Raw genomic sequence first — 17,896 nt, forward strand, 5'->3', positions numbered from 1 at the left:
CCCCCATGACTGACCCTGACCGCAACACCCGCGCCCAACTGGCCTTCGCCCGCCTGCTGCCCAAGCTGTTCCGGGGGGGGCAGGCCTTTGTGGGCGTGGAGGCGTCCCTGAGCGGGCTTTCAGACGAGCAGGCCGCCACGCGCCCTCAGCACCTGCCCCATTCGGTGGCCGAACTGGTGGCGCACATCAACTGGTGGAACCGCTGGATGCTGGACATCATCGAAATGGGCCAGAGCCAGCCGTACCCGAAGGCGGCGGCCGAGACCTGGCCGGCGGTCGGCGCCGACGAGTGGCGGGACGTCAAAAACGAATTTTACGAACTGCTGGCGCGCATTGACCCGCACGCCGCGCGGCCTGACCTGGCCAACCCCGTCAACCACGAAGAAACCATCGGCGAGTTGCTGGCCGACATGGCGCTGCACACCGCCCACCACTTTGGGCAGGTTGTGACGGTGCGGCAGGCGCTGGAGGCCTGGCCCCCTCCCGGCGGCGGCGACACGTGGTAAGCGGCGTCTTTGGCAAGGCCACCGGCAACCTGTTCCTGGGCGGCCCAGCGAACGTGTCGTGGGAGCAGGCGCTCGAAGGGCTGGGGGCAGAGGACGCCGCGCGCGTGCCGCCGGGCCTGCCGCATTCTGCCGCGCAGGTGGCGGCCCACGTGCAGTTCTGGCAGGCGTGGCTGCTGGATGCGGCGGCGGGCCAGGCCCCCGCGTGGCCGGAACATGCCAGCGGCGGCTGGCCCCCGCCGGGCGACTGGACCGCCCTGCGCGCCGAGCTGCTGGCGGGTCAGGCGCGGCTGCGCGAGCTGAGCCGTGACCCCGACTTTGCCGCCGGCACCACCCCGCAGGGTCAGCCCTGGGCCGCCATGCTGGTCAACTTCGCCGGGCACGGCGCCTACCATCTGGGGCAGGTCGTGCTGGTTCGTCAGGCGCTGGGGCTGTGGCCCCCGCCGGGCGGAGGCGATACGTGGTAGAGGCCCAGTCGTTCACCGAGCTGAACGCCGGCGACCCCAGCCGCGCGTCGCACGTCTGGCGGGTCGAGACGGAGGCCGGCCCCGAGCTCTGGCACCGCTCGTGGTGGACTGCTCCTGAGGTCAGCGCCTTCATGCTGGGCCTGGGCAGGCTGTTCGGGGTGGACCCCCGCGACCTAAAAGCCACGGCTGAGGCCTATACCTTCTGGCGCCACCTGGACGTCTGGGCGGTGCCGGCTGTAGCTGACCTGACCGACTTTCAGGGCAGGCCCACGCTCCGGGTCGAGTTTATGGCGGGTGACATTAGTTCCGAAAAATTGCGTAACGTATTACGGAATTTTTCCGACCGGAGGGAGAAGGAAAGAATACGGATTTCCGGGAAGTGGAGAAACATCCGGCGCCCTCCCGGATGTTGCGGAAATGGACGGAATCCGTATGACACGGGTGACTTGGCCCAGGCCGACGCCCGCGAGCTGGGCCGGCGGGTGGCGGCGGTACACGCCCACCCGCAGCTCCACTTTGGCGACGTGACGGGCACCCACCGCTTTCCCCTCGCCGAGTTTTATCCCCGCGCCCTGGCGATGATTCAGGCGGTGGCCCCCCGCTACCGCTTTCAGGACTGGGCCGCGCATGAGGCCACAGTGACAGCCATCTTTCAGGCCGCTCCAGTGCCCAGCGCCGCCGTGCCCATGCTGCTTGACTGGAACGGCAGCCAGTTCGTGTGGCGTGAGGGGCAGCCCTTCGCCCTGGTGGATGTCGAGGCATCGGCCCTGGCGCCACCAGAACTGGACCTCTGTTTCTGGGAAGTGCTGCTGGACGGGGCGCAGGCCCAGGCGTTTGAAGCCGGCTACCGTGAAATGCAACCTTTTCCCGACCTGAGCGCCCACCGCGCCGCCTGCCGCCTCATCCTGCTGACGCTGGAAGTGGAGGGAGCGCCGCCGCTGGGCGAGTGGCTGGCCCTCCCCACTCACTTCACTTCTCCCACCTGACCTCAAGAGGAACTTTGTCATGTCCAACGTCTTTTACCGCTCCCGTAAGTCCTATCCCGTCGCCGTGCGTGCCGAGGGGGTGTATCTCGAGGATGCCCAGGGCCAGCGGTATCTGGACGGCTCTTCTGGGGCGCTGGTGGCCAACATCGGGCAGGGCCGAACGGAGGTCGCGCAGGCGATGGCCGCGCAGGCAAGCCAGCTGGCCTTTGTTCACGGCTCACAGTTTTCCAGTGAGGTTCTGGAAACGTATGCGGCGCGGCTGGCCGACTTTCTGACGCTGCCTGGTTTCCGCTTCTGGGCGGTCTCCGGCGGCTCGGAAGCCAACGAGAGCGCCATCAAACTGGCGCGGCAATACCACGTTGAACGCGGCGAGCCGGAGCGTTTCAAGGTGGTGACCCGCGTCCCCAGTTACCACGGCGCCTCGCTGGGGGCGCTGGCGGCGTCTGGGATGGGGGCCCGGCGTGAGGTCTACGCGCCCCTCATCCGCGAAGACGCCTGGCCCAAGATGCCCAAACCTGACCCCAGCCTGAGCGGGGAGCAGGACGCCGAACGCCTGCGCGCCGTGCTGGAAGAGGCTGGACCAGAGACGGTGGCGGCGTTTATCTGTGAACCGGTGGTGGGTGCCTCGGACGCGGCGCTGGCGCCGAATGCGGGCTACCACGCGCACATTGCCAAGATCTGCCGCGAATACGGCGTGCTGTTTATTGCCGACGAGGTCATGAGTGGCATGGGCCGCTGCGGGGCCCCGCTGGCCGTGCGGCTGGGCGGTGAAGTTACGCCCGACCTCGTGGTGCTGGGCAAGGGCCTGGCCGCCGGCTACGCCCCGCTGGCCGGCCTGATGGCGGCCCCAGCGGTCTACGACACGGTGATGAACGGCAGCGGCGCTTTCAAGCACGGCTTTACCTACGCCGGTCATCCGGTGAGCGTGGCGGCCGGGCTGGGTGTGCTGGACATCGTGGAACGGGAGGCGCTGGTGACGGCGGCCTGCGAGCGCGGCGCGCAGTTGCTGTCTGGTCTGCAAGCCTTGCAAGCCAGGCATCCGCAGGTGCTAGCGGCGCGGGGCCACGGCCTGCTGCTGGGGCTGGTGTTGGGCGACCCGGAGACCGGAGAGGCGTTTCCGCAGCCCGGTCTGGCCGAGCGCGTGGCTGCCGCCGCCCGTGAGGAGGGCCTGCTGACCTACCCCGGCTCGGGCGCGGTGGACGGTATGCGGGGCGACCACCTGCTGCTGGGCCCGCCCCTGAGTATCTCGGCAGCCGAGGTGGAGGTCATGCTGGCGGCCCTGGACCGGGCACTGGCGACCACTGGAGTCAGCGCCTCTGTCTGAAAAGGATTGCGGTTGTGGCGCCGACCCCATGCCAGGGCCTTGCTGTTCCGTTCGCCCTGAACCGTTGCGGCAAACATTGGCATTCGTCGACAAGAGGCAGACGCATGCGCCTTCATTTGAGAGCCATTCAGCCACAGAACCATGGATACAGCTGAACGCCCTCAAGCAGGGCGCTGAGGAGATTGTCTCAGCGCCCTGCCGTTATTTCTTCAAGCGCTTTTTCTCGGCGCGCACCATGCGCACAAACTGAGCCAGGCGGGGCGCCCGGTTCCAGCGTTTGCGGTCCAGGCCCACGCGCCAGATCCACTCCACACCCAGCCGCCGGGTCCAGGCAGGCGCGAGGTCGGCAGTGCCGGCCAGCACGTCGATCACACCGCCGCAGCCGATCATGACCGGGACGTTCATCACCTGGCGCCAGTACTGGTTAAAGGTCTCCTGGCGCCCGGCCCCCATGCCCGTCAGCAGCAGGTCGGCGCGGCTTTCACGTACCAGTTCCGCCACGCGCTGGTCGTCGGGCAGGTCAAAGTACCCGTGGTGAATGCCCGCCACTTGAATGCCATAGTCCCGAGCAGCGTTCTGCGCAGCGACTTCGGCCACGCCGGGTTTGGCGCCCAGAAAAAACACGCGCAGGCGTGGGCCGTGCCGCTGCATTAGCCCCTGCACGATGTCAAAACCGGGGGCACGCGGCACCTCGGTCCCAGTGAGCTGACGGGCGGCCCACACGGTTCCCACACCATCGGCCGTAACCAGATCGGCCACCTGCATGGCATTGACAAAATCCGGCTGGGTGCGCGACTGCACAATGAATTCGGGGTTCAGGGTCACCACGGTATGCGGCGCGCGCACCGGATCGGTCACCCAGGCACCCAGGCGGTCCAGAACAGGCTCCAGCGAAAGAACGTCCAGCGGCAGGTCAAACAGGGTCAGGCGCTGGGGCGGCTCGGGGGTGGTCATGCTGGGGCCGATTGTAATGCAACCGGTTCAGAGAGCAGCACCCCGCGCTGTGCAGGAAAGTCCAGGGACGCTGGAGAGGGGGCGCCTGCTGCACACCAAGGCGCTGGGTGTCCAGCAGGGAAGAATGTTCACCCTTCATGCCGCCGCAAGCCAGCCGGGCAGGATCGTGCCAGTGGGCAGATCAGGCCCTAACCACACCCCTCTACCCCTCTTCAAACCACCAGAAGACGAACCTGCCTGGGCCGCCCTCAACTTTCAGGCTGCCCTCTTCCCTCCGCCTCTGCCCGCCCCCGTACCCACCTGCCCAGGCTGGGGCATACTGCTGTGCATGTTGCCCGGAGCTTTCGGTGCCCTGCCTGCGGACGCTCAGGCGCAGGTGATGGCCGCCGGCCGCGTGAACCGCTGGAGCCGCACAGAGTTGCTGTACCACCCAGAAGACGCGGCCGAAACCCTGTTTGTGTTGTTACGCGGCGCCGCCCGCCTGTACCGGCTGGGTGCCGGCGCGCGCGAGGTGACGCTGGACGTTCACGGCCCCGGCGCCCTGCTGGGCGTGCTGGCCCTGACGCCCGGCGCCCGCTACGGCATGTACGCCGAGGCCATGGACGACACCGAGGCCCTGCTGCTGGGCCAGGAAGCGCTGACCCGCCTGACGGGCGCGCAGCCTGCTGTGGGCGTGGCCCTGACCGAGCAGATGACGCGGCAAACACGCGGCGTGCAGGAGCGGCTCTCGGGGCTGGTCTTTCTGGAGGTCTCTCAGCGGCTGGCCGTGGCGCTGCTGCACCTCGCCGAGCGCGAAGGCCCCTGGCCAGAAGGCGGCGCGCTGGCCCTGCGGGACCGGGTGTCGCACCAGGACCTCGCGCATGTGGTGGGCAGCACCCGCGAGACGATCACCAAACTGCTGGGCGACTTCCGCACCCGCGGCCTGCTGGACCTGGGCTACCGGCGCATTATCCTGACCGACCGCGAGGGCCTCCTGCGGGTTACCCGCGAACCGCTGCGCTAGGCAACGCCGCGCCGTACTGTGAGCGGCGTTGCAGTATCTGGCCCCGCCGCCGCGCGAACGTAGCGGCGCCGGGCCGGGCAGCCGCCCAGGGCCGCTGATTCACACATTCACGACAGGCGTCCACCACAGCTTGGTGGCCGGGAGGGAAGCAAGCAGCATGGCAAAAAGCGCAGCGGCAGAGTTCAGACAGGGGCACATGGGCGAGTATTTCCGCTTGCCGGTGGGCGCCACCGCGCAGGCCCTGACCGAGGAGCAGCCGGACCTGGACCGCCGCGCCCTGGCCAGCGCCCTGCGCGACTATCACCGCGACCTGGGCACGCTGAACGCCGACATAGAAGCGCAGCTGGAGCGCCTAGCCCATCCCCGCTCGCGCGTGGTGGTCACCGGGCAGCAGGCGGGCGCGCTGACCGGCCCCGCCTACGCGGTCCACAAGGGTGCCGACGCCGCCCTGCTGGCCCGGCAGCTGCACGACGACAACCGCCCAGTTGTGGCGGTGTACTGGGTGGCCAGCCAGGACCACGACGCCGCCGAAGTGGCCAGCACCACCCTGCTGGACATGAATGAACGTCTGCACCGCCTGACCCTGGACGTGCCCGCCGGGGTGCCGGTGGGCCGCGTACCGTGGCGCCCCGAATGGACCGCGCAGGTTCACGCTCTGCTGGAGACCTTTGATGCGCCGGCCGAGCATGTGCGGGCGGTTCGCGCCTGGATAGACGCGGCCACCCGCGCTGGCGGCAGCTACGCCGACGTGTTTGCCCGGTTGATGCACGGTCTGCTGGCACCGGCTGGTCTGGTGGTGCTAGACCCCATGCACCCAGCCCTGGCCCGCCTGATGGCCCCCACCCTGGCGCGTGAGCTGCGGGCGCCCCTGGCCTCCTCGGCGGCCATTGAGGCGGCAGCCATGCGGCTGGAACAGGACGGCTTTGAGCCGCAGTTGCGGCGGCCCGCTGGCGCCACCAACCTCTTTCTGGAAGAAGAGGATGGCCAGCGCCGCCTGCTGCGGGCCCAGGGGAGGGAGCTGCACACCGAGACCCGGACCTACACCGTCAGCGACCTGCTGACACGGCTGGACGCCGACCCAACCCGCCTGACCCCGGCGGCTGGCCTGCGCCCGGCGGTGCAGGACGCGCTGCTGCCCACCCTCGCCTTTGTGGTGGGCCCCGGCGAGATCGCCTACGCGGCGCAGCTGCGGGACGTGTACCCGCTGCACGGCCTTCATCAGCCCCTGCTGTGGCCGCGCCTGAGCGTGACCTGGCTGGAACCCAACGTGGCCCGCCTGCTGGGCCGCCTGAAGGCAACGGCCGCCCAGGTCCAGACGGACCCCGAGGGGGTGCTGGGCCGCGCCCTGGCCGCCGAGCGTGGGGCTGGAGCCGCTGCCGTGGCCAGACTGGACGCTCTGGACGCCGAACTGAGGGAGCTGACTGCCGACCTGGGCGCCTTGGACCCCACCCTGACTGGCGCTGCCGAGCGCACCCGCGCCCGCACCACCGCCCGCGTGGCGCACCTGCAAACCCTGGCCATTCATGCCCTGGCCCGCGCCGAGAATGACCGCACCCGGCAGCTGAGCCGCCTCAAGGCCCACCTGCTACCCGGTGGCGTGCCGCAGGAACGCGAACTCAATTTTCTGAGTCTGCTCCTCAAGCACGGCGACGCGCCCCTGCGGCAACTGCTGGGGCTGCCTGCAGGCTTTCAGGGCGAAGTGACCATCGCGTAACCCAGAAACAAAAAGGGCGGGGCAGCCTCTCTCTGGCCGCCCCGCTCCTCAAATTCACTGCTAGACGCTGGGCGTACCCTGAATGGCCTTCACCAGAAAGCGGACAGCGGTGCGTTCCTCGGCCTGTACATCCAGCTTCACAAATTCCGGCTGGGTGTAGAGGTCAAGGCCGTCGCCAGTCAGGTAACCGCGCGCAATGGCCAGGGCCTTGACCGCCTGATTAACGGCGGCTGGGCCGATGGCCTGAATATCCACCTCGCCCTGTGACCGCAGCAGAGCGGCGATGGCACCGGCGATGGCATTAGGACGGGAAGTGCCGGAGACGCGAAGGGTTTCCAAGGTAATGCTCTCCTTCCACGGAACCGTGGTAATAGAGCAAGTTTAAGCGCTGGGGCCAGCTGGAACAATTCCTACAGGGGCTTTTGTGAGGATGCCCCCGGCGGGGGCAGGGTCAGATGGGACGCCCGCTGCGACCCAGACTTCGGTTCCCCGCTGACAAAAGCCTGACCCGCAGCAGAAGAGCCGGTGACCTTCCGCCGCCAGACTGCCCACCATGACCGTTCCCTCCGAAGAAGCCAGCGGCTGGCACCTGTTACCGGACGCGCACCTGACGCCGGGTGCCCTTCAGGCATCCTCAGGCAGGGTCGCATGAGCCAGCCCAAGGTGGTGGCCGTCAAGGCACCCGGCCCTGTGGGCCGTACGCTGCTGCTGGAGCACGCCGCTGCTGACTTTCTGGTCGAAATCACGCGGGAAAAGCCCTGGCGCCGCGCCCGCTACGAGGACCTTCTGGACACCCTGGAGACCTATCTGGGCCGGCCCGCTCCGCTGCTGGCCTACACCCGCGCCACGGGCGAGGCCTGGCTGCGCGCCCTGCACGAGTCTGAACGTGAGGACGCCCGCGACCTGCTCACTGAGTTCCGCGCGTACCTGCGCGACTGGGGCTGGCTGGACCTGGCGCGGCCCGTGAATCAGCTGGATTGACCCTGAAGGAGGCAAAGGGCAGTGAGCGGGACAGGCACACAGGGTCGCCTGCCTTTCTTCGGTGAAGCAGTCTGAATGAGGAAGCGTCGGTCCTCCCGGCAGTGCCGCAAAAAAGGGATGGTGGTTCCTTAACTGTCCTCAAAAGAAACTGGGATGCTTGCGGGTAGAGCCTGCCTTGGCTGAGCAGCTTGCTTCTTGAAACCATCCTACAGACACCATGCCGAGTCGCTAGAAGAGACTCTGCGCTGCTCTGATTCCAGGGAATAATTCCTTTCTATTACTGCCGCTCGCTCTGCTGCGCCGCTTTGCCACGTCTGCTACCTGGTCGTCGCACCTTCGCCTGAGTGCTGTGCGGCGGCTTCCGTCTGGTCCACTGACCCATCCAGGTGGCACCTAGACTCCACGCTGCGGCGGCGCTGCCTTCGTCTCCTGCGCCGCCGGGTCAGTTCGCTCAGCTTGAATCATTGGCGCAACCCACGGGATAGGAGCCAGTAGACGCGGTGGCCAGGGCTCCTTTTAGCACTGACGGACGGCAGCCAGGCTGAGCCGCCGCCACTGAGACATGCGGGCCAGCAGCCCCACCCTCCCTCGACTTCCGCCTAAAGACGGACGCCTTCAGAACCGTCGCCGGGCTACTGTGGCCTTCAGCTCAGCCGCTGGTCCTTCTCCCGCCGGTCCTCCGGCCTCCTCATTTCCCCTCCCCTGCCGCAGAGGTTGTCCTTGTGGAAGAGATTCTGGTTCCCCTGTTCTTTTTTGGCAGCGTCTTTGGCTTCCCGCTGCTGCGCCGCCACCTGATTCACCGGCACGCCATGGACCGCGCGGCCCTGGCCTTGCGGCAGCCGGTCACCGCCGCGCTGCCCAGCCCCTCTGCGCAGGCCGACGACGCCCCGGCCCTGGCCCTGCGCCTGCCCGAGCCGCACCGCCTCTATGCGCTGGCCCTGCTGTGCCGCCTGGAAGACGCGCCGCAGGACACCGAACCCGCCACCCACTTTTTGCTGCGCCAGACACGCGCCGAGTACCTGCCCGACACCCTGCGCGCCTACCTGGCCGTGACCCCAGCGGCCCGGCAGCAACTGGGCGGTCAGGGCCACACCCCCGAAAGCCTGCTGGGCGAGCAGCTGGCGCTGCTGAATCAGGCCGTCACCGAGGCGCTGGCCCACGACCATACGGCGGCCAACCGCCTGCTGACCCAGGGCCGCTTTCTGGCGGACCGCGCCAGGGTTCCTGTTGAGTTAACGGCTTTGGAACGCTTCTCAGGGAACCGGGTCTAAGCGTTGGGGCAGCCCCCACAAGGTAGGGGGACAGACCTTATGAGGACGGGCATTCCGGTGTGCTGCGGGTGCATCACTGTACCCAGGAGGGCACCCCATGTTCTTACGCATCGACAAACTGCAATTTGACCTTCCCCTCCCCAAAGAAGCGAACCCCAACGGCGCCGCCACGGTTCAGGAACTGATGGGCGGCCGCTTCGGCGAGATGTCCACGATGATGAACTACATGACGCAGTCGTTCAATTTCCGGGGGAAAGACGCCTTGCGCCCCTACTACGAACTGATTGCCAATATTGCCGCCGAGGAACTGGGGCACATTGAACTCGTGTCGGCTGCCATCAACAGCCTGCTGGCCGGCCCTGATCCCAAAGCGCAGGAAGAGCCTGTGGACCCGGCCACGCACCCCTTTTCCTTCGCCCAGGACGTGCGCAACACCAAGCACTTTATCGGGGCTGGCCCCGGCACACTGATTGCCGACTCTCACGGCAAGGCCTGGACCGGCGACTACGTGTATTCCAGCGGCAACCTCATGCTGGACCTGACGCATAACTTCTTCCTTGAGGGCGCAGCCCGCCACAACAAGCTGCGTGTCTACGAGATGGTGGACGACCCCACGGCCAAAGCCCTGGTGGGCTACCTGCTGGTGCGCGGCGGCGTTCACCAGATTGCTTACGGCAAGGCCCTAGAAAGTCTGACTGGCGTGACCATCAACAAGATGCTGCCCATGCCAAACATTCCCACTGCCAAGATTCCCGAAGCCAAGGCCGTGATGGACCGGGGCCTGCACCAGATTCTGTACCGCTTTAGCGACACCGATTACAAGGAACTGGGCCAGATCTGGAACGGCACCCACCCCGAAGACGGGTCCGAGGTGCGCGTGGGCGAGTACACCGAAATTGAGGGCGGCGACCTTGTCGACGGCGGCCACGATTCGGCGGCCTTTTCACCCGACTGGGACATGGGCGAAATCATGGAAATCGCCCAGAAGCTGCACGATAAAGCTCGTCTGCGTTAAGACGAAGAAGAGGACGTGGAGGAGGCAGTCGCGCCTCTCCTCCACGCCCTTTCTTCTGGCCTCATCGGTCTATGTGCGTTCTGGCCAGGCACGGGGGCCAGGTGTCTCTTCAGCCCTCCAGTGCCGCCACACGCACGCCCAGCAGGTGGGCGAGGTCCAGCAGTTGCGCGGGTTCGATGGTCACGCCCTGCAATTCGGCGGCCCCCAGGCGCACGCCGCCCAGGTCGCAGCCCCGCAGATCCGCTCCGTCCAGCTGCGCCCCCCGCAGGTCGGTACGCGGAAGCTGGCAGCCGCGCATCACGGTGCCGCCCAACTTGGCGCCCATCATCACCGCTTCACCCAGGTCGCAGCCTTCCAGCCAGAGGTGGGCCGCGTCGGCATTCACCCACACCGAAAGCGGCATGGACACCCGGCTGAGGCGCACCTGCCGCAGGCGTGTGCCCGCTGCCTGCACGCCCAGCAGGCGCGAGTCGGCCACCTGCACCCGCTCCAGGCTCACGTTCTCCCAAACGGCGCCGCTCAGGTCGCAGCGTTCAAACCGCACGTCCAGCAGACGCACCCGCCGCCAGACACTGCCGACGAGGTTCACGCCTCGAAAGACACAGCCTTCGAAGGTCACGCTGTTCAGGGCGTGGGCGCTGGGGAGGTCGCCCTCAAAGGCCCACCCCCGCTCGACCGCTTCATCTTCCAGCAGACCCGAGAAGCTTCTCAGACCGCCCTTTGGAAATCGGGGTGGAGCAGGCGGCTTGGGGCCCGTCACAGCGTCAAAATCTCGTGGCCCTTCTGCGTCACGGCCACTGTGTGCTCGAACTGCGCGCTGGGCTGCTTGTCGGCGGTGATGACGGTCCAGCCGTCGCCCAGCAGGCGAGTCTCGGGGCGGCCCAGATTCACCATCGGCTCGATGGTAAACACCATGCCAGGCTGCAATTTCAGGCCCGTGTAACGCGCGCCGTAGTGCAGCACCGTGGGTTCCTCGTGCAGCCGCTTGCCGATGCCGTGGCCTGTGTATTCGCGCACCACGCTGTAGCCCCGGCCCTCGGCCACCGTCTGGACCGCGTGCCCCAGGTCGCCCAGGCGAGCGCCAGGTTTCACCAGGTCCAGCGCGGCATTCAGGCTGGCGCGGGTGGCGTCCACCAGACCCTGCACCTCGGGGCGCACCTTGCCCACGGTGTAGGTGTAGCAGGCGTCGCCGTAGTAGCCGCCCAGCAGCACCCCAATGTCCACCCCCACGATGTCGCCTTCTTGCAGCTCGCGCCCATCGGGGATGCCGTGGCAGATGACCTCGTTCACGCTGGCGCAGATGGTGCCGGGGAAGGGGTTGTTGCGCGGCCCATAGCCCAGGTAGGCGGGGGTGGCCCCGGCCTTGCGAATATGCTCTTCGGCCAGGCGGTCCAGGTCTTTCAGGGTGGCGCCGGCCACCATATAAGGTTCCAGCACCCGGAAGGTTTCGGCCACCAGCGCCCCCGCACGGCGCATGGTCTCGATTTCGCGGGCAGACTTCAGGGCAACGCGGCTCATAACAGTCAAGGCTAACACGGTGGGAACGGAAGAAAGCGGCTGGCCTTACCCCGCAGCGGGGAGGGACCAGCCGCCGCCGTAGGCCGCCCTGAGCGGCAGGGCGCCGACCTTACCTCGGCGTGGCCAGGAGCTTGGCCAGGGCTTCGGCGCGCTTGAGGTCGGTCAGGGGGCCAGACTGAGGCTCCTGCGGGTCCAGGGGGTACGTCACCACCGGCAGGCCCCGCCGCTTGAGCAGGGCGTCCACAGGCAGCGTTCCGGCCGCCTTGACCCGCAGCACGAGCACCCGGTCTGCACTAAGCGTCAGCACCGCTTCCGGCGAGAGTTCCTTGAAGTACACGCTGGGATCTACACCAGTGGGCGTGGCAATGGTCATCCCCAGGCGCCGCAGCACGTTGGAAAACGCGAACTGTTCGCCCAGCACCGAGATGGTCTGCGGCCCAAACAGCGCCAGGAACGCGGTGCGGGGCGCCTGTTCGACCCTGGGCGCGACCCTGACGCGCAGGGCAGAAATCCGCGCGTCGTACTGCTGAATGTAGCGGTTGGCCTGGGCCGACTTGCCAAACACCTTCGCGGTTTCGCGGAGGCCCGTTTTCCAGCCCAGTTGCGCGTCGCGGTTGTAATTCCAGGCCAGGGTGGGCGCCAGGCGGCGCAGCGAGTTGTACAGGGGTGTCTCGTCCGGCTCGCCCCACATCAGGATGAGGTCGGGCTTGAGGGCCAGGATGGTTTCCATGCTGGGCTTGTCGGTGGCACCGACATACACCGGCTGGCCCAGCGAGGTGCCAGCGGGCGAGGTCAGGTTGGTCAGGGGTTGCCCCAGCCGGGCCTCGCCAATGCGCCCCGACGCGAAGCCCACCGGCTTGATCCCCAGCACGGCGGTCAGTTCGGTCAGCTCCTCGCCCAGCACGATGACGCGCTTGGGCATGGCCGGCAGGGTGGCGGTGCCTAGGTCGTGCTTGATGGTCAGGGGAAAGGTCTGGGCCGAGGCCGAAGACACGGCCAGGGCCGCCAGTAGGGTCAGGATGGGTTTTATAGGGAATCCAGGTAGGCGCCTAGTGAGAACTTTTGACGCCATGCGGGTGGCGCGCAGACCCCCTCAGCAGGCCATACAGGCAAATCCGACCAGCAAGTTCAGGTCTATGCGAAAGGGCTGGGGCCTGTCAAGGGGACTCCCCTGGCCACTCGGCCTCCCTCTTGAACCGCCCCGCGCACGCTACCCTCAGGCCTATGAGTGAGCGCCGAGTCGTGATCAGCGTGGATATGGAAGGCATCTGTGGGGTCTCCAGCTGGGTGCAGGTGAGCCCTCCCGAATTTGGTGGGCTGGTGAGCGGCACCGAGTACGAACGGGCCCGCACCCAGATGACGCTGGAAGCGGCCGCCGCCGCCCAGGGCGCGCTGGACGCCGGAGCCACCGACGTGCTGGTGAACGACAGCCACGACACCATGCGCAACCTGCTGGCCGACCTGCTGCCTGACGGCGTGCGGTTTACCAGCGGCAACGACAAGCCCCTGAGCATGGTTCAGGGGGTGCAGGAGGCGGGGGTGGTGGGCCTGCTATTCGTGGGCTACCACGCCAGGGCAGGCAGTGTGCGCGGCCCCCTGGCGCATACCTGGAACGGGTTTGTGCGGGACGTGCGCATCAATGGCGTCTCGACCGGCGAGTACGGCCTGAATGCTCTGCTGGCCGGGCACTACGGCGTGCCGGTGCTTTTTGCCAGTGGCGACGACGTGGCGATGGGCGAGATTTCGGCGGAACTGGGCGGCCAGGTGGTCACGGTAGCCGTCAAGGAAGGCCTGAGTGCCTTCGCCGCCGCTCACCTGCACCCGCGTGAAGCCACGCGCCGCATTCACGAAGGGGCGCGCCAGGCCGTACAGAACGCGGCCCAGGCCCAGCCACACACGACCCGCTGGCCCGCCGCCGTTCAGCTGAGTTTGAACCATCAGGCCCGCGCCGACGCGGCCGAGCGCGTGCCCGGCGTGACGCGGGTGGATGGGGTCACGGTGGGCTGGGAAAGTGAGAACGCCTATCACCTGTTTCAAACGTTCCGCATGCTGGCGAAAGTGGCAGAGGTGCGGCTGGACGGATAGTCGGGGTCCAGGTGTCACCGCAGGCTCCTGCTGGCTTGACAGGGCACAAGCGCCTCCGTCCTTTTCACAAAGACCGTCTGTGCAGGGCTGTTGACCCCGGAATCAAGGGCACCAATCTGGCCTTCCCTTTGTTGTTCTGGTGCTGCCAGCCTGCTCAGCAACTGCGGTGAGCTGCCGCCAAAGCGTTGCCATTCCACATGGCCTCTGCTCTCAGAACAGCAAAGCTCATGGTTCACAGTTAAGCTCGGGCCCATGCGCGTCCTGTTGCCTGTTGTTGCTGCATTGACCCTGGGTTCCTCGGCTTCGGCCGCTGCGGTGTGGGCGGGGGTGAATGCCACGACAGCGGGCTACGGGGTACATGCGGGCACGGCCCTGCTGCCCGTGCCCTTTGTCGGTACGCTGGGGCTGGAAGGCAGCGCCGAATTGCCCTGGTCAGCGAATGCCAGCACCTCCAGCCGCTACGCCGCCGGGGTCACCCTGCGCGACCTGAACCTTCCGCTCAGCCGGGTAGACGCTTTTGCCAGCGTGGGCGGGCAGCTGACGGTCCCCACCGCCACACCAGGCGGCAGCACCCAAAACCAGTTTGCCCTGTACGGCGAGGCCGGTCTGCGCGGCCCCGTACTGGGACCAGCGGGCTGGCGGGCCTTTGTGCGGGCCAGCAGCGCCGGGCAGCTGGGCGCGGGTGTGGGCCTCGAACTGAGGTTTTAACGCAGAGCGTGGTGCGTGAAGTGGCGGATGTATTGAGGATGGCGGTTCTCTAGCCTGAAGGTGTGACCGACCAGCGCCGCCCAGCCGCCTATACCCTGCAAACCACACTGGAGGGCATCAGCCCAGCACAACTCACTGGCTTTTTTGTGGGCTGGCCTAACCCACCCAGTCCCGAGACGTTCTACCGTCTCCTGGCCGGTTCCTACCGTTTCGTCCTGGCCGTTCAAAATGGGCAGGTCATTGGTTTCGTGCAGGCCATCAGTGACGGGGTGCTGACCGCCTTTATTCCGCTGCTGGAGGTCCACCCCGACCATCAGGGCCAGGGCATTGGCCGCGCGCTGATGGAACGGATGCTGGCCGAGCTGGGCGACCTGTATGCCACCGACCTGGCCTGCGACGACGACCTGGTGCCCTTTTACGAAGGGCTGGGGCTGCGGCAGGCCAATCTGATGTTCCGGCGCAATTACGCGCAGCAGAACGGGCGGCCCAGCGAGGGCCAAAGCCTTTACCAGTGCAGCAGCAGGGCGTCACCCCGGTTCCAGCCCAGGCGCCTGAGGAAGTGGCCCTCGCGGGGGCTCAGGGCGGCCAGGTCATCGGGGTCCGGCAGACCACCTAGCCACGCAGCGTCCGGGACCAGCCAGCCGCGCGCCTGCCACCACGCGACCAGTTCGGGCGGGTTCAGGTAGGGGCGCGGCTCGGGTTCCCAGGGGTCACCGGGCTTGAGCGCTGGTCTGTGCTCTTTCCCCTCCACAAACGCCAAGATGGGCAGCCAGCCGTGGGCCCGCAGTTCTATGCGCCGCGTGCCGTAAGGGGCCACGAATTCGCGCGCCCGCAGGTCCGTCATGGCCGAGGTCGCACTCCAGGGCGACAGCGTCCAGCCCAGGGCCTGCGCACAGCGGTGCAGCTCTGCGGTCCACTGTTCACCCAGGCTGCGGTCGGTGGCGTCCAGGTCAGCCGCCAGCCAGACCATAGGCGAAGCCACACCCTAGCCCAGTTCCGCGCGCAGGCGACCCACGTCCCCCCGCCAGGTGTCGGCGTCCTCACCCTCTTCCCAGAGGTCCGGCAGCTCACTGCCTGGCCCCAGCACGCGCTCCACGGCTTCCAGCGCCAGCGGGCGCAGGTAGGTCAGGTCAGCCGGATCGGCCGCCTGCGCCCAGGCCCGCAGCCCGGCGTCGGTCAGGCTGCGGGTGTCGCCGGTCAGTACGGCCGCCAGCACCTCGGCGGCGGCCAGGGCGCGGTGACCTTCCTCGGCTTCCAGGTACTCGTTATCGGGGTCCAGGGCCACGTCGAAGGCTTCGGCCAGGGCAAAGGCGCCGTCCTGCACGACCTCCCTTGCAAACTCGGCGGCGTGTTCGTTTTCAAAGCTGCCAGTGCCCCAGACGGTCATGAACCCATGATGGCAGAAGTCATACGGATGCCGCTGAATTGCCGCACAGCAAAAAAAGGCACCGTCGGCGCTTTCAGATCGCGCAATCCGCAGCTGTTCCTGTTCGCTCTCTTGCGGCGCTTTTCAAGTCTGCTCAGCTTTCCAAGGCCGCTCGGATGCCACCCGACATGCTGCTCGATTCAATCGGCGTCTGGATCAGCCGCCAGATTCTTCAGGCCTTTCGTAGTGATGATGTGGCTGAGAGGCCGAGGAAAAGCCCGCCAGGAACTGTGGGGTCGGTGTTTCAGGCCAGGAGCTGAATCTGCCCTGAGCGACCACCCACTCGTAGACACTCATGTCCAGCGGATACCATGTCAGCATTCCCTCCAGGCCGTGCTGCTGAGCCCACGCCTCTCCCAGTTCCAGTGTCGAGAACACGGCGGCGGGCTGTTTTGCGCGAGCACCCAGACGCCCGGCTGAGGCTCCAAGCCTTAAACCCCCACCCCTTGCCCGTAGCGCCGCTCTACGTACTGTTCCAGCAACACCTGAAAATCCTCGGCAATGCGCGGCCCTTTCAGGGTAGTCAGCAGCTTGCCGTCCTGGTACACCGGGGCGCGGGGGTCTTCGCCCGTGCCGGGCAGAGAAATGCCGATATTCGCGTGCTTGCTCTCACCGGGGCCGTTCACGATGCAGCCCATGACGGCGACCTGCATGTCCTCCACGCCGGGGTAGTTGGCCTTCCAGTCGGGCATGGCGTCCCGGATGTAATCCTGAATCTTCTGCGCCAGCTCCTGAAAAAAGGTGCTGGTGGTGCGTCCGCAGCCGGGGCAGGAGGTGACCTGCGGCAAGAACTGGCGCAGCCCCAGACTCTGCAAAATCTGCTGGGCCACCTCCACTTCCAGCTTGCGGCTGGCGCCGGGCTCGGGGGTCAGACTGACGCGGATGGTGTCGCCAATGCCGTCAATCAGCAGGGGCGCCAGCGCCGCGCTGCTGGCCACGATGCCCTTCATGCCCATACCCGCTTCGGTCAGGCCCAGGTGCAGGGGGTAATCGCACAGCGGGGCCAGCTGGCGGTACACCTGCCAGAGTTCGGGGGCCGAGCTGACCTTGACTGAAATCAGAATCTTGTCGTGGGCCAGGCCCAGCCGCTCGGCGTACTCCGCACTTTCCAGGGCAGAGACTACCATCGCGTCAATCATCACGTCGGTGCCGCTTTTGGGGCTGCCCCGGCGCGTGTTCTCGTCCATCAGGCGGGCCAGCACCTGCTGGTCGAGGCTGCCCCAGTTCACGCCGATGCGCACGGGTTTGCCGTACTCCTTGGCGACCTCGATCATGGTGGCAAAGTTGGCGTCGTGGTGCTGCCCGGCCCCCACGTTGCCGGGGTTGATGCGGTACTTGGCCAGCAGCCGCGCCGTTTCGGGGTACTCGCGCAGCAGGATGTGGCCGTTGTAGTGAAAGTCGCCCACGATGGGGACGTTCAGGCCCACTTCCTGCAGGCGGGCCACCACTTCGGGGACGGCGGCAGCGGCTTCCCGGGTGTTGACCGTCACGCGCACGATTTCGCTGCCGGCGCGGGCCAGCTGCGCCACCTGAATGGCGGTGGCCTCGGCGTTGGCGGTGTCGGTGTTCGTCATGCTCTGCACGACCACGGGGTGCGCGCTGCCAATCGGCACGCCTCCCACGTTCACGCTGACGGTCTGGCGGCGGGTCATGGTGCCCAGTCTACGCGCGGCGGGTCAGGGGCAGGCGTCGGCCAGAAGGTGCAGGAGGCTGTGTGAGACGGGCGCGGGGCCTTCTTCTGCGGCGAGGGGACAGTTTGCCCTGGGCGGCACTGCACCCCTGACGACCTGGGCTGCCCAGGCCCCTTGACCCCAGCCCCTCAAGCCGCGCACACTGGGCGGCAACAGTTCACAGGCAACGCTTGTCCCCTGCGGGCACGACCTCTCCTCCGCTTTCACGCGAGTCGAGAGGCCGTGCCCGCTGCGCTGTCCCGGAGGTTTC

Annotated in this window: 20 protein-coding genes and 1 pseudogene; 12 read left to right on the top strand and 9 right to left on the bottom strand. The window is 67.3% G+C overall.

Annotated features, from left to right (window positions below; translation table 11 throughout):
* Positions 1 to 5 precede the first annotated feature (5 nt).
* Genes K7W42_RS00990 through K7W42_RS01005 form a run of 4 tightly spaced genes read left to right on the top strand, consistent with a single transcriptional unit; the run spans position 6 to position 3,280 of the window.
* Positions 6 to 506 (top strand): DinB family protein, encoded by a 501-nt coding sequence (locus K7W42_RS00990; protein ID WP_224571525.1) that lies wholly within the window; start codon positions 6 to 8, stop codon positions 504 to 506.
* Positions 500 to 970: a DinB family protein gene (locus K7W42_RS00995; RefSeq protein ID WP_224571526.1), complete on the top strand. Its 471-nt coding sequence runs from the start codon at positions 500 to 502 to the stop codon at positions 968 to 970. Before K7W42_RS00990 ends, K7W42_RS00995 begins: the two co-directional genes overlap by 7 nt.
* The gene (locus K7W42_RS01000) at positions 964 to 1,956 is read left to right on the top strand and encodes a hypothetical protein (RefSeq protein ID WP_224571527.1); all 993 of its coding nucleotides are present in this window, start codon (positions 964 to 966) and stop codon (positions 1,954 to 1,956) included. Before K7W42_RS00995 ends, K7W42_RS01000 begins: the two co-directional genes overlap by 7 nt.
* Positions 1,957 to 1,975: 19 nt before the next feature.
* Positions 1,976 to 3,280, top strand: coding sequence for an aminotransferase family protein (locus K7W42_RS01005; protein ID WP_224571528.1), 1,305 nt, complete (start codon positions 1,976 to 1,978; stop codon positions 3,278 to 3,280).
* Positions 3,281 to 3,481: 201 nt separating this feature from the next.
* On the opposite strand, the gene K7W42_RS01010 is transcribed toward K7W42_RS01005, so the two are convergent.
* Positions 3,482 to 4,234, bottom strand: coding sequence for a WecB/TagA/CpsF family glycosyltransferase (locus tag K7W42_RS01010; RefSeq protein ID WP_224571529.1), 753 nt, complete (start codon positions 4,232 to 4,234; stop codon positions 3,482 to 3,484).
* A gap of 328 nt (positions 4,235 to 4,562) precedes the next feature.
* Between K7W42_RS01010 and K7W42_RS01015 the strand changes: the two genes are divergently transcribed.
* A complete protein-coding gene (locus K7W42_RS01015; protein WP_157461334.1) occupies positions 4,563 to 5,237 on the top strand; it encodes a Crp/Fnr family transcriptional regulator in 675 nt (224 codons plus the stop codon).
* A gap of 157 nt (positions 5,238 to 5,394) precedes the next feature.
* Complete coding sequence (gene bshC / locus K7W42_RS01020) at positions 5,395 to 6,951, top strand: bacillithiol biosynthesis cysteine-adding enzyme BshC (protein WP_224571530.1); 1,557 nt, start codon at positions 5,395 to 5,397, stop codon at positions 6,949 to 6,951.
* 60 nt (positions 6,952 to 7,011) lie between these two features.
* Here bshC and K7W42_RS01025 read toward each other — a convergent pair whose 3' ends face one another.
* Complete coding sequence (locus K7W42_RS01025) at positions 7,012 to 7,290, bottom strand: stage V sporulation protein S (RefSeq protein ID WP_157461336.1); 279 nt, start codon at positions 7,288 to 7,290, stop codon at positions 7,012 to 7,014.
* Between the two features lie 309 nt (positions 7,291 to 7,599).
* Between K7W42_RS01025 and K7W42_RS01030 the strand changes: the two genes are divergently transcribed.
* The 3 genes from K7W42_RS01030 to K7W42_RS01040 all read left to right on the top strand — a co-directional run bounded on the left by K7W42_RS01030 (position 7,600) and on the right by K7W42_RS01040 (position 10,218).
* A complete protein-coding gene (locus K7W42_RS01030) occupies positions 7,600 to 7,932 on the top strand; it encodes a hypothetical protein (protein WP_224571531.1) in 333 nt (110 codons plus the stop codon).
* Between the two features lie 722 nt (positions 7,933 to 8,654).
* Entirely contained in the window at positions 8,655 to 9,203 is a 549-nt protein-coding gene (locus K7W42_RS01035) for a hypothetical protein (protein WP_224571532.1), read from the top strand.
* A 97-nt stretch (positions 9,204 to 9,300) separates the two neighbouring features.
* Positions 9,301 to 10,218 (top strand): manganese catalase family protein, encoded by a 918-nt coding sequence (locus K7W42_RS01040; RefSeq protein WP_224571533.1) that lies wholly within the window; start codon positions 9,301 to 9,303, stop codon positions 10,216 to 10,218.
* 109 nt (positions 10,219 to 10,327) lie between these two features.
* Here the strand turns inward: K7W42_RS01040 and K7W42_RS01045 are convergent, their stop codons facing one another.
* From K7W42_RS01045 to K7W42_RS01055, 3 genes are all read right to left on the bottom strand, one after another.
* A complete protein-coding gene (locus K7W42_RS01045; RefSeq protein ID WP_224571534.1) occupies positions 10,328 to 10,978 on the bottom strand; it encodes a pentapeptide repeat-containing protein in 651 nt (216 codons plus the stop codon).
* Entirely contained in the window at positions 10,975 to 11,736 is a 762-nt protein-coding gene (gene map / locus K7W42_RS01050; protein WP_224571535.1) for a type I methionyl aminopeptidase, read from the bottom strand. Before map ends, K7W42_RS01045 begins: the two co-directional genes overlap by 4 nt.
* Positions 11,737 to 11,845: 109 nt before the next feature.
* Positions 11,846 to 12,730 (bottom strand): ABC transporter substrate-binding protein, encoded by an 885-nt coding sequence (locus tag K7W42_RS01055; RefSeq protein ID WP_224571536.1) that lies wholly within the window; start codon positions 12,728 to 12,730, stop codon positions 11,846 to 11,848.
* 230 nt (positions 12,731 to 12,960) lie between these two features.
* Between K7W42_RS01055 and K7W42_RS01060 the strand changes: the two genes are divergently transcribed.
* The 3 genes and pseudogenes from K7W42_RS01060 to K7W42_RS23140 all read left to right on the top strand — a co-directional run.
* Complete coding sequence (locus K7W42_RS01060; RefSeq protein ID WP_224571537.1) at positions 12,961 to 13,821, top strand: M55 family metallopeptidase; 861 nt, start codon at positions 12,961 to 12,963, stop codon at positions 13,819 to 13,821.
* Positions 13,822 to 14,073: 252 nt separating this feature from the next.
* On the top strand, positions 14,074 to 14,529 hold the full coding sequence (locus K7W42_RS01065) for a hypothetical protein (protein ID WP_224571538.1): 456 nt from the start codon (positions 14,074 to 14,076) through the stop codon (positions 14,527 to 14,529).
* 146 nt (positions 14,530 to 14,675) lie between these two features.
* Positions 14,676 to 14,933, top strand: a pseudogene (locus K7W42_RS23140) (GNAT family N-acetyltransferase); the annotation flags it as partial.
* Positions 14,934 to 15,034: 101 nt separating this feature from the next.
* Here the strand turns inward: K7W42_RS23140 and K7W42_RS23145 are convergent.
* The 4 genes from K7W42_RS23145 to ispG form a co-directional block, all read right to left on the bottom strand.
* Positions 15,035 to 15,511 carry a hypothetical protein gene (locus tag K7W42_RS23145; protein ID WP_224571976.1) on the bottom strand — a complete coding sequence of 159 codons (477 nt, stop codon included), beginning with the start codon at positions 15,509 to 15,511 and terminating at the stop codon, positions 15,035 to 15,037.
* Positions 15,512 to 15,514: 3 nt separating this feature from the next.
* Positions 15,515 to 15,916 carry a DUF4259 domain-containing protein gene (locus K7W42_RS01080; RefSeq protein ID WP_224571539.1) on the bottom strand — a complete coding sequence of 134 codons (402 nt, stop codon included), beginning with the start codon at positions 15,914 to 15,916 and terminating at the stop codon, positions 15,515 to 15,517.
* 195 nt (positions 15,917 to 16,111) lie between these two features.
* Complete coding sequence (locus K7W42_RS23425; protein ID WP_439648846.1) at positions 16,112 to 16,363, bottom strand: DUF7710 domain-containing protein; 252 nt, start codon at positions 16,361 to 16,363, stop codon at positions 16,112 to 16,114.
* 23 nt (positions 16,364 to 16,386) lie between these two features.
* Positions 16,387 to 17,607 (bottom strand): flavodoxin-dependent (E)-4-hydroxy-3-methylbut-2-enyl-diphosphate synthase, encoded by a 1,221-nt coding sequence (gene ispG, locus K7W42_RS01085; RefSeq protein ID WP_224571540.1) that lies wholly within the window; start codon positions 17,605 to 17,607, stop codon positions 16,387 to 16,389.
* Positions 17,608 to 17,896: the final 289 nt, after the last annotated feature.

This window comes from Deinococcus betulae, assembly GCF_020166395.1.
GTDB classification, from domain to species: Bacteria; Deinococcota; Deinococci; order Deinococcales; family Deinococcaceae; genus Deinococcus; species Deinococcus betulae.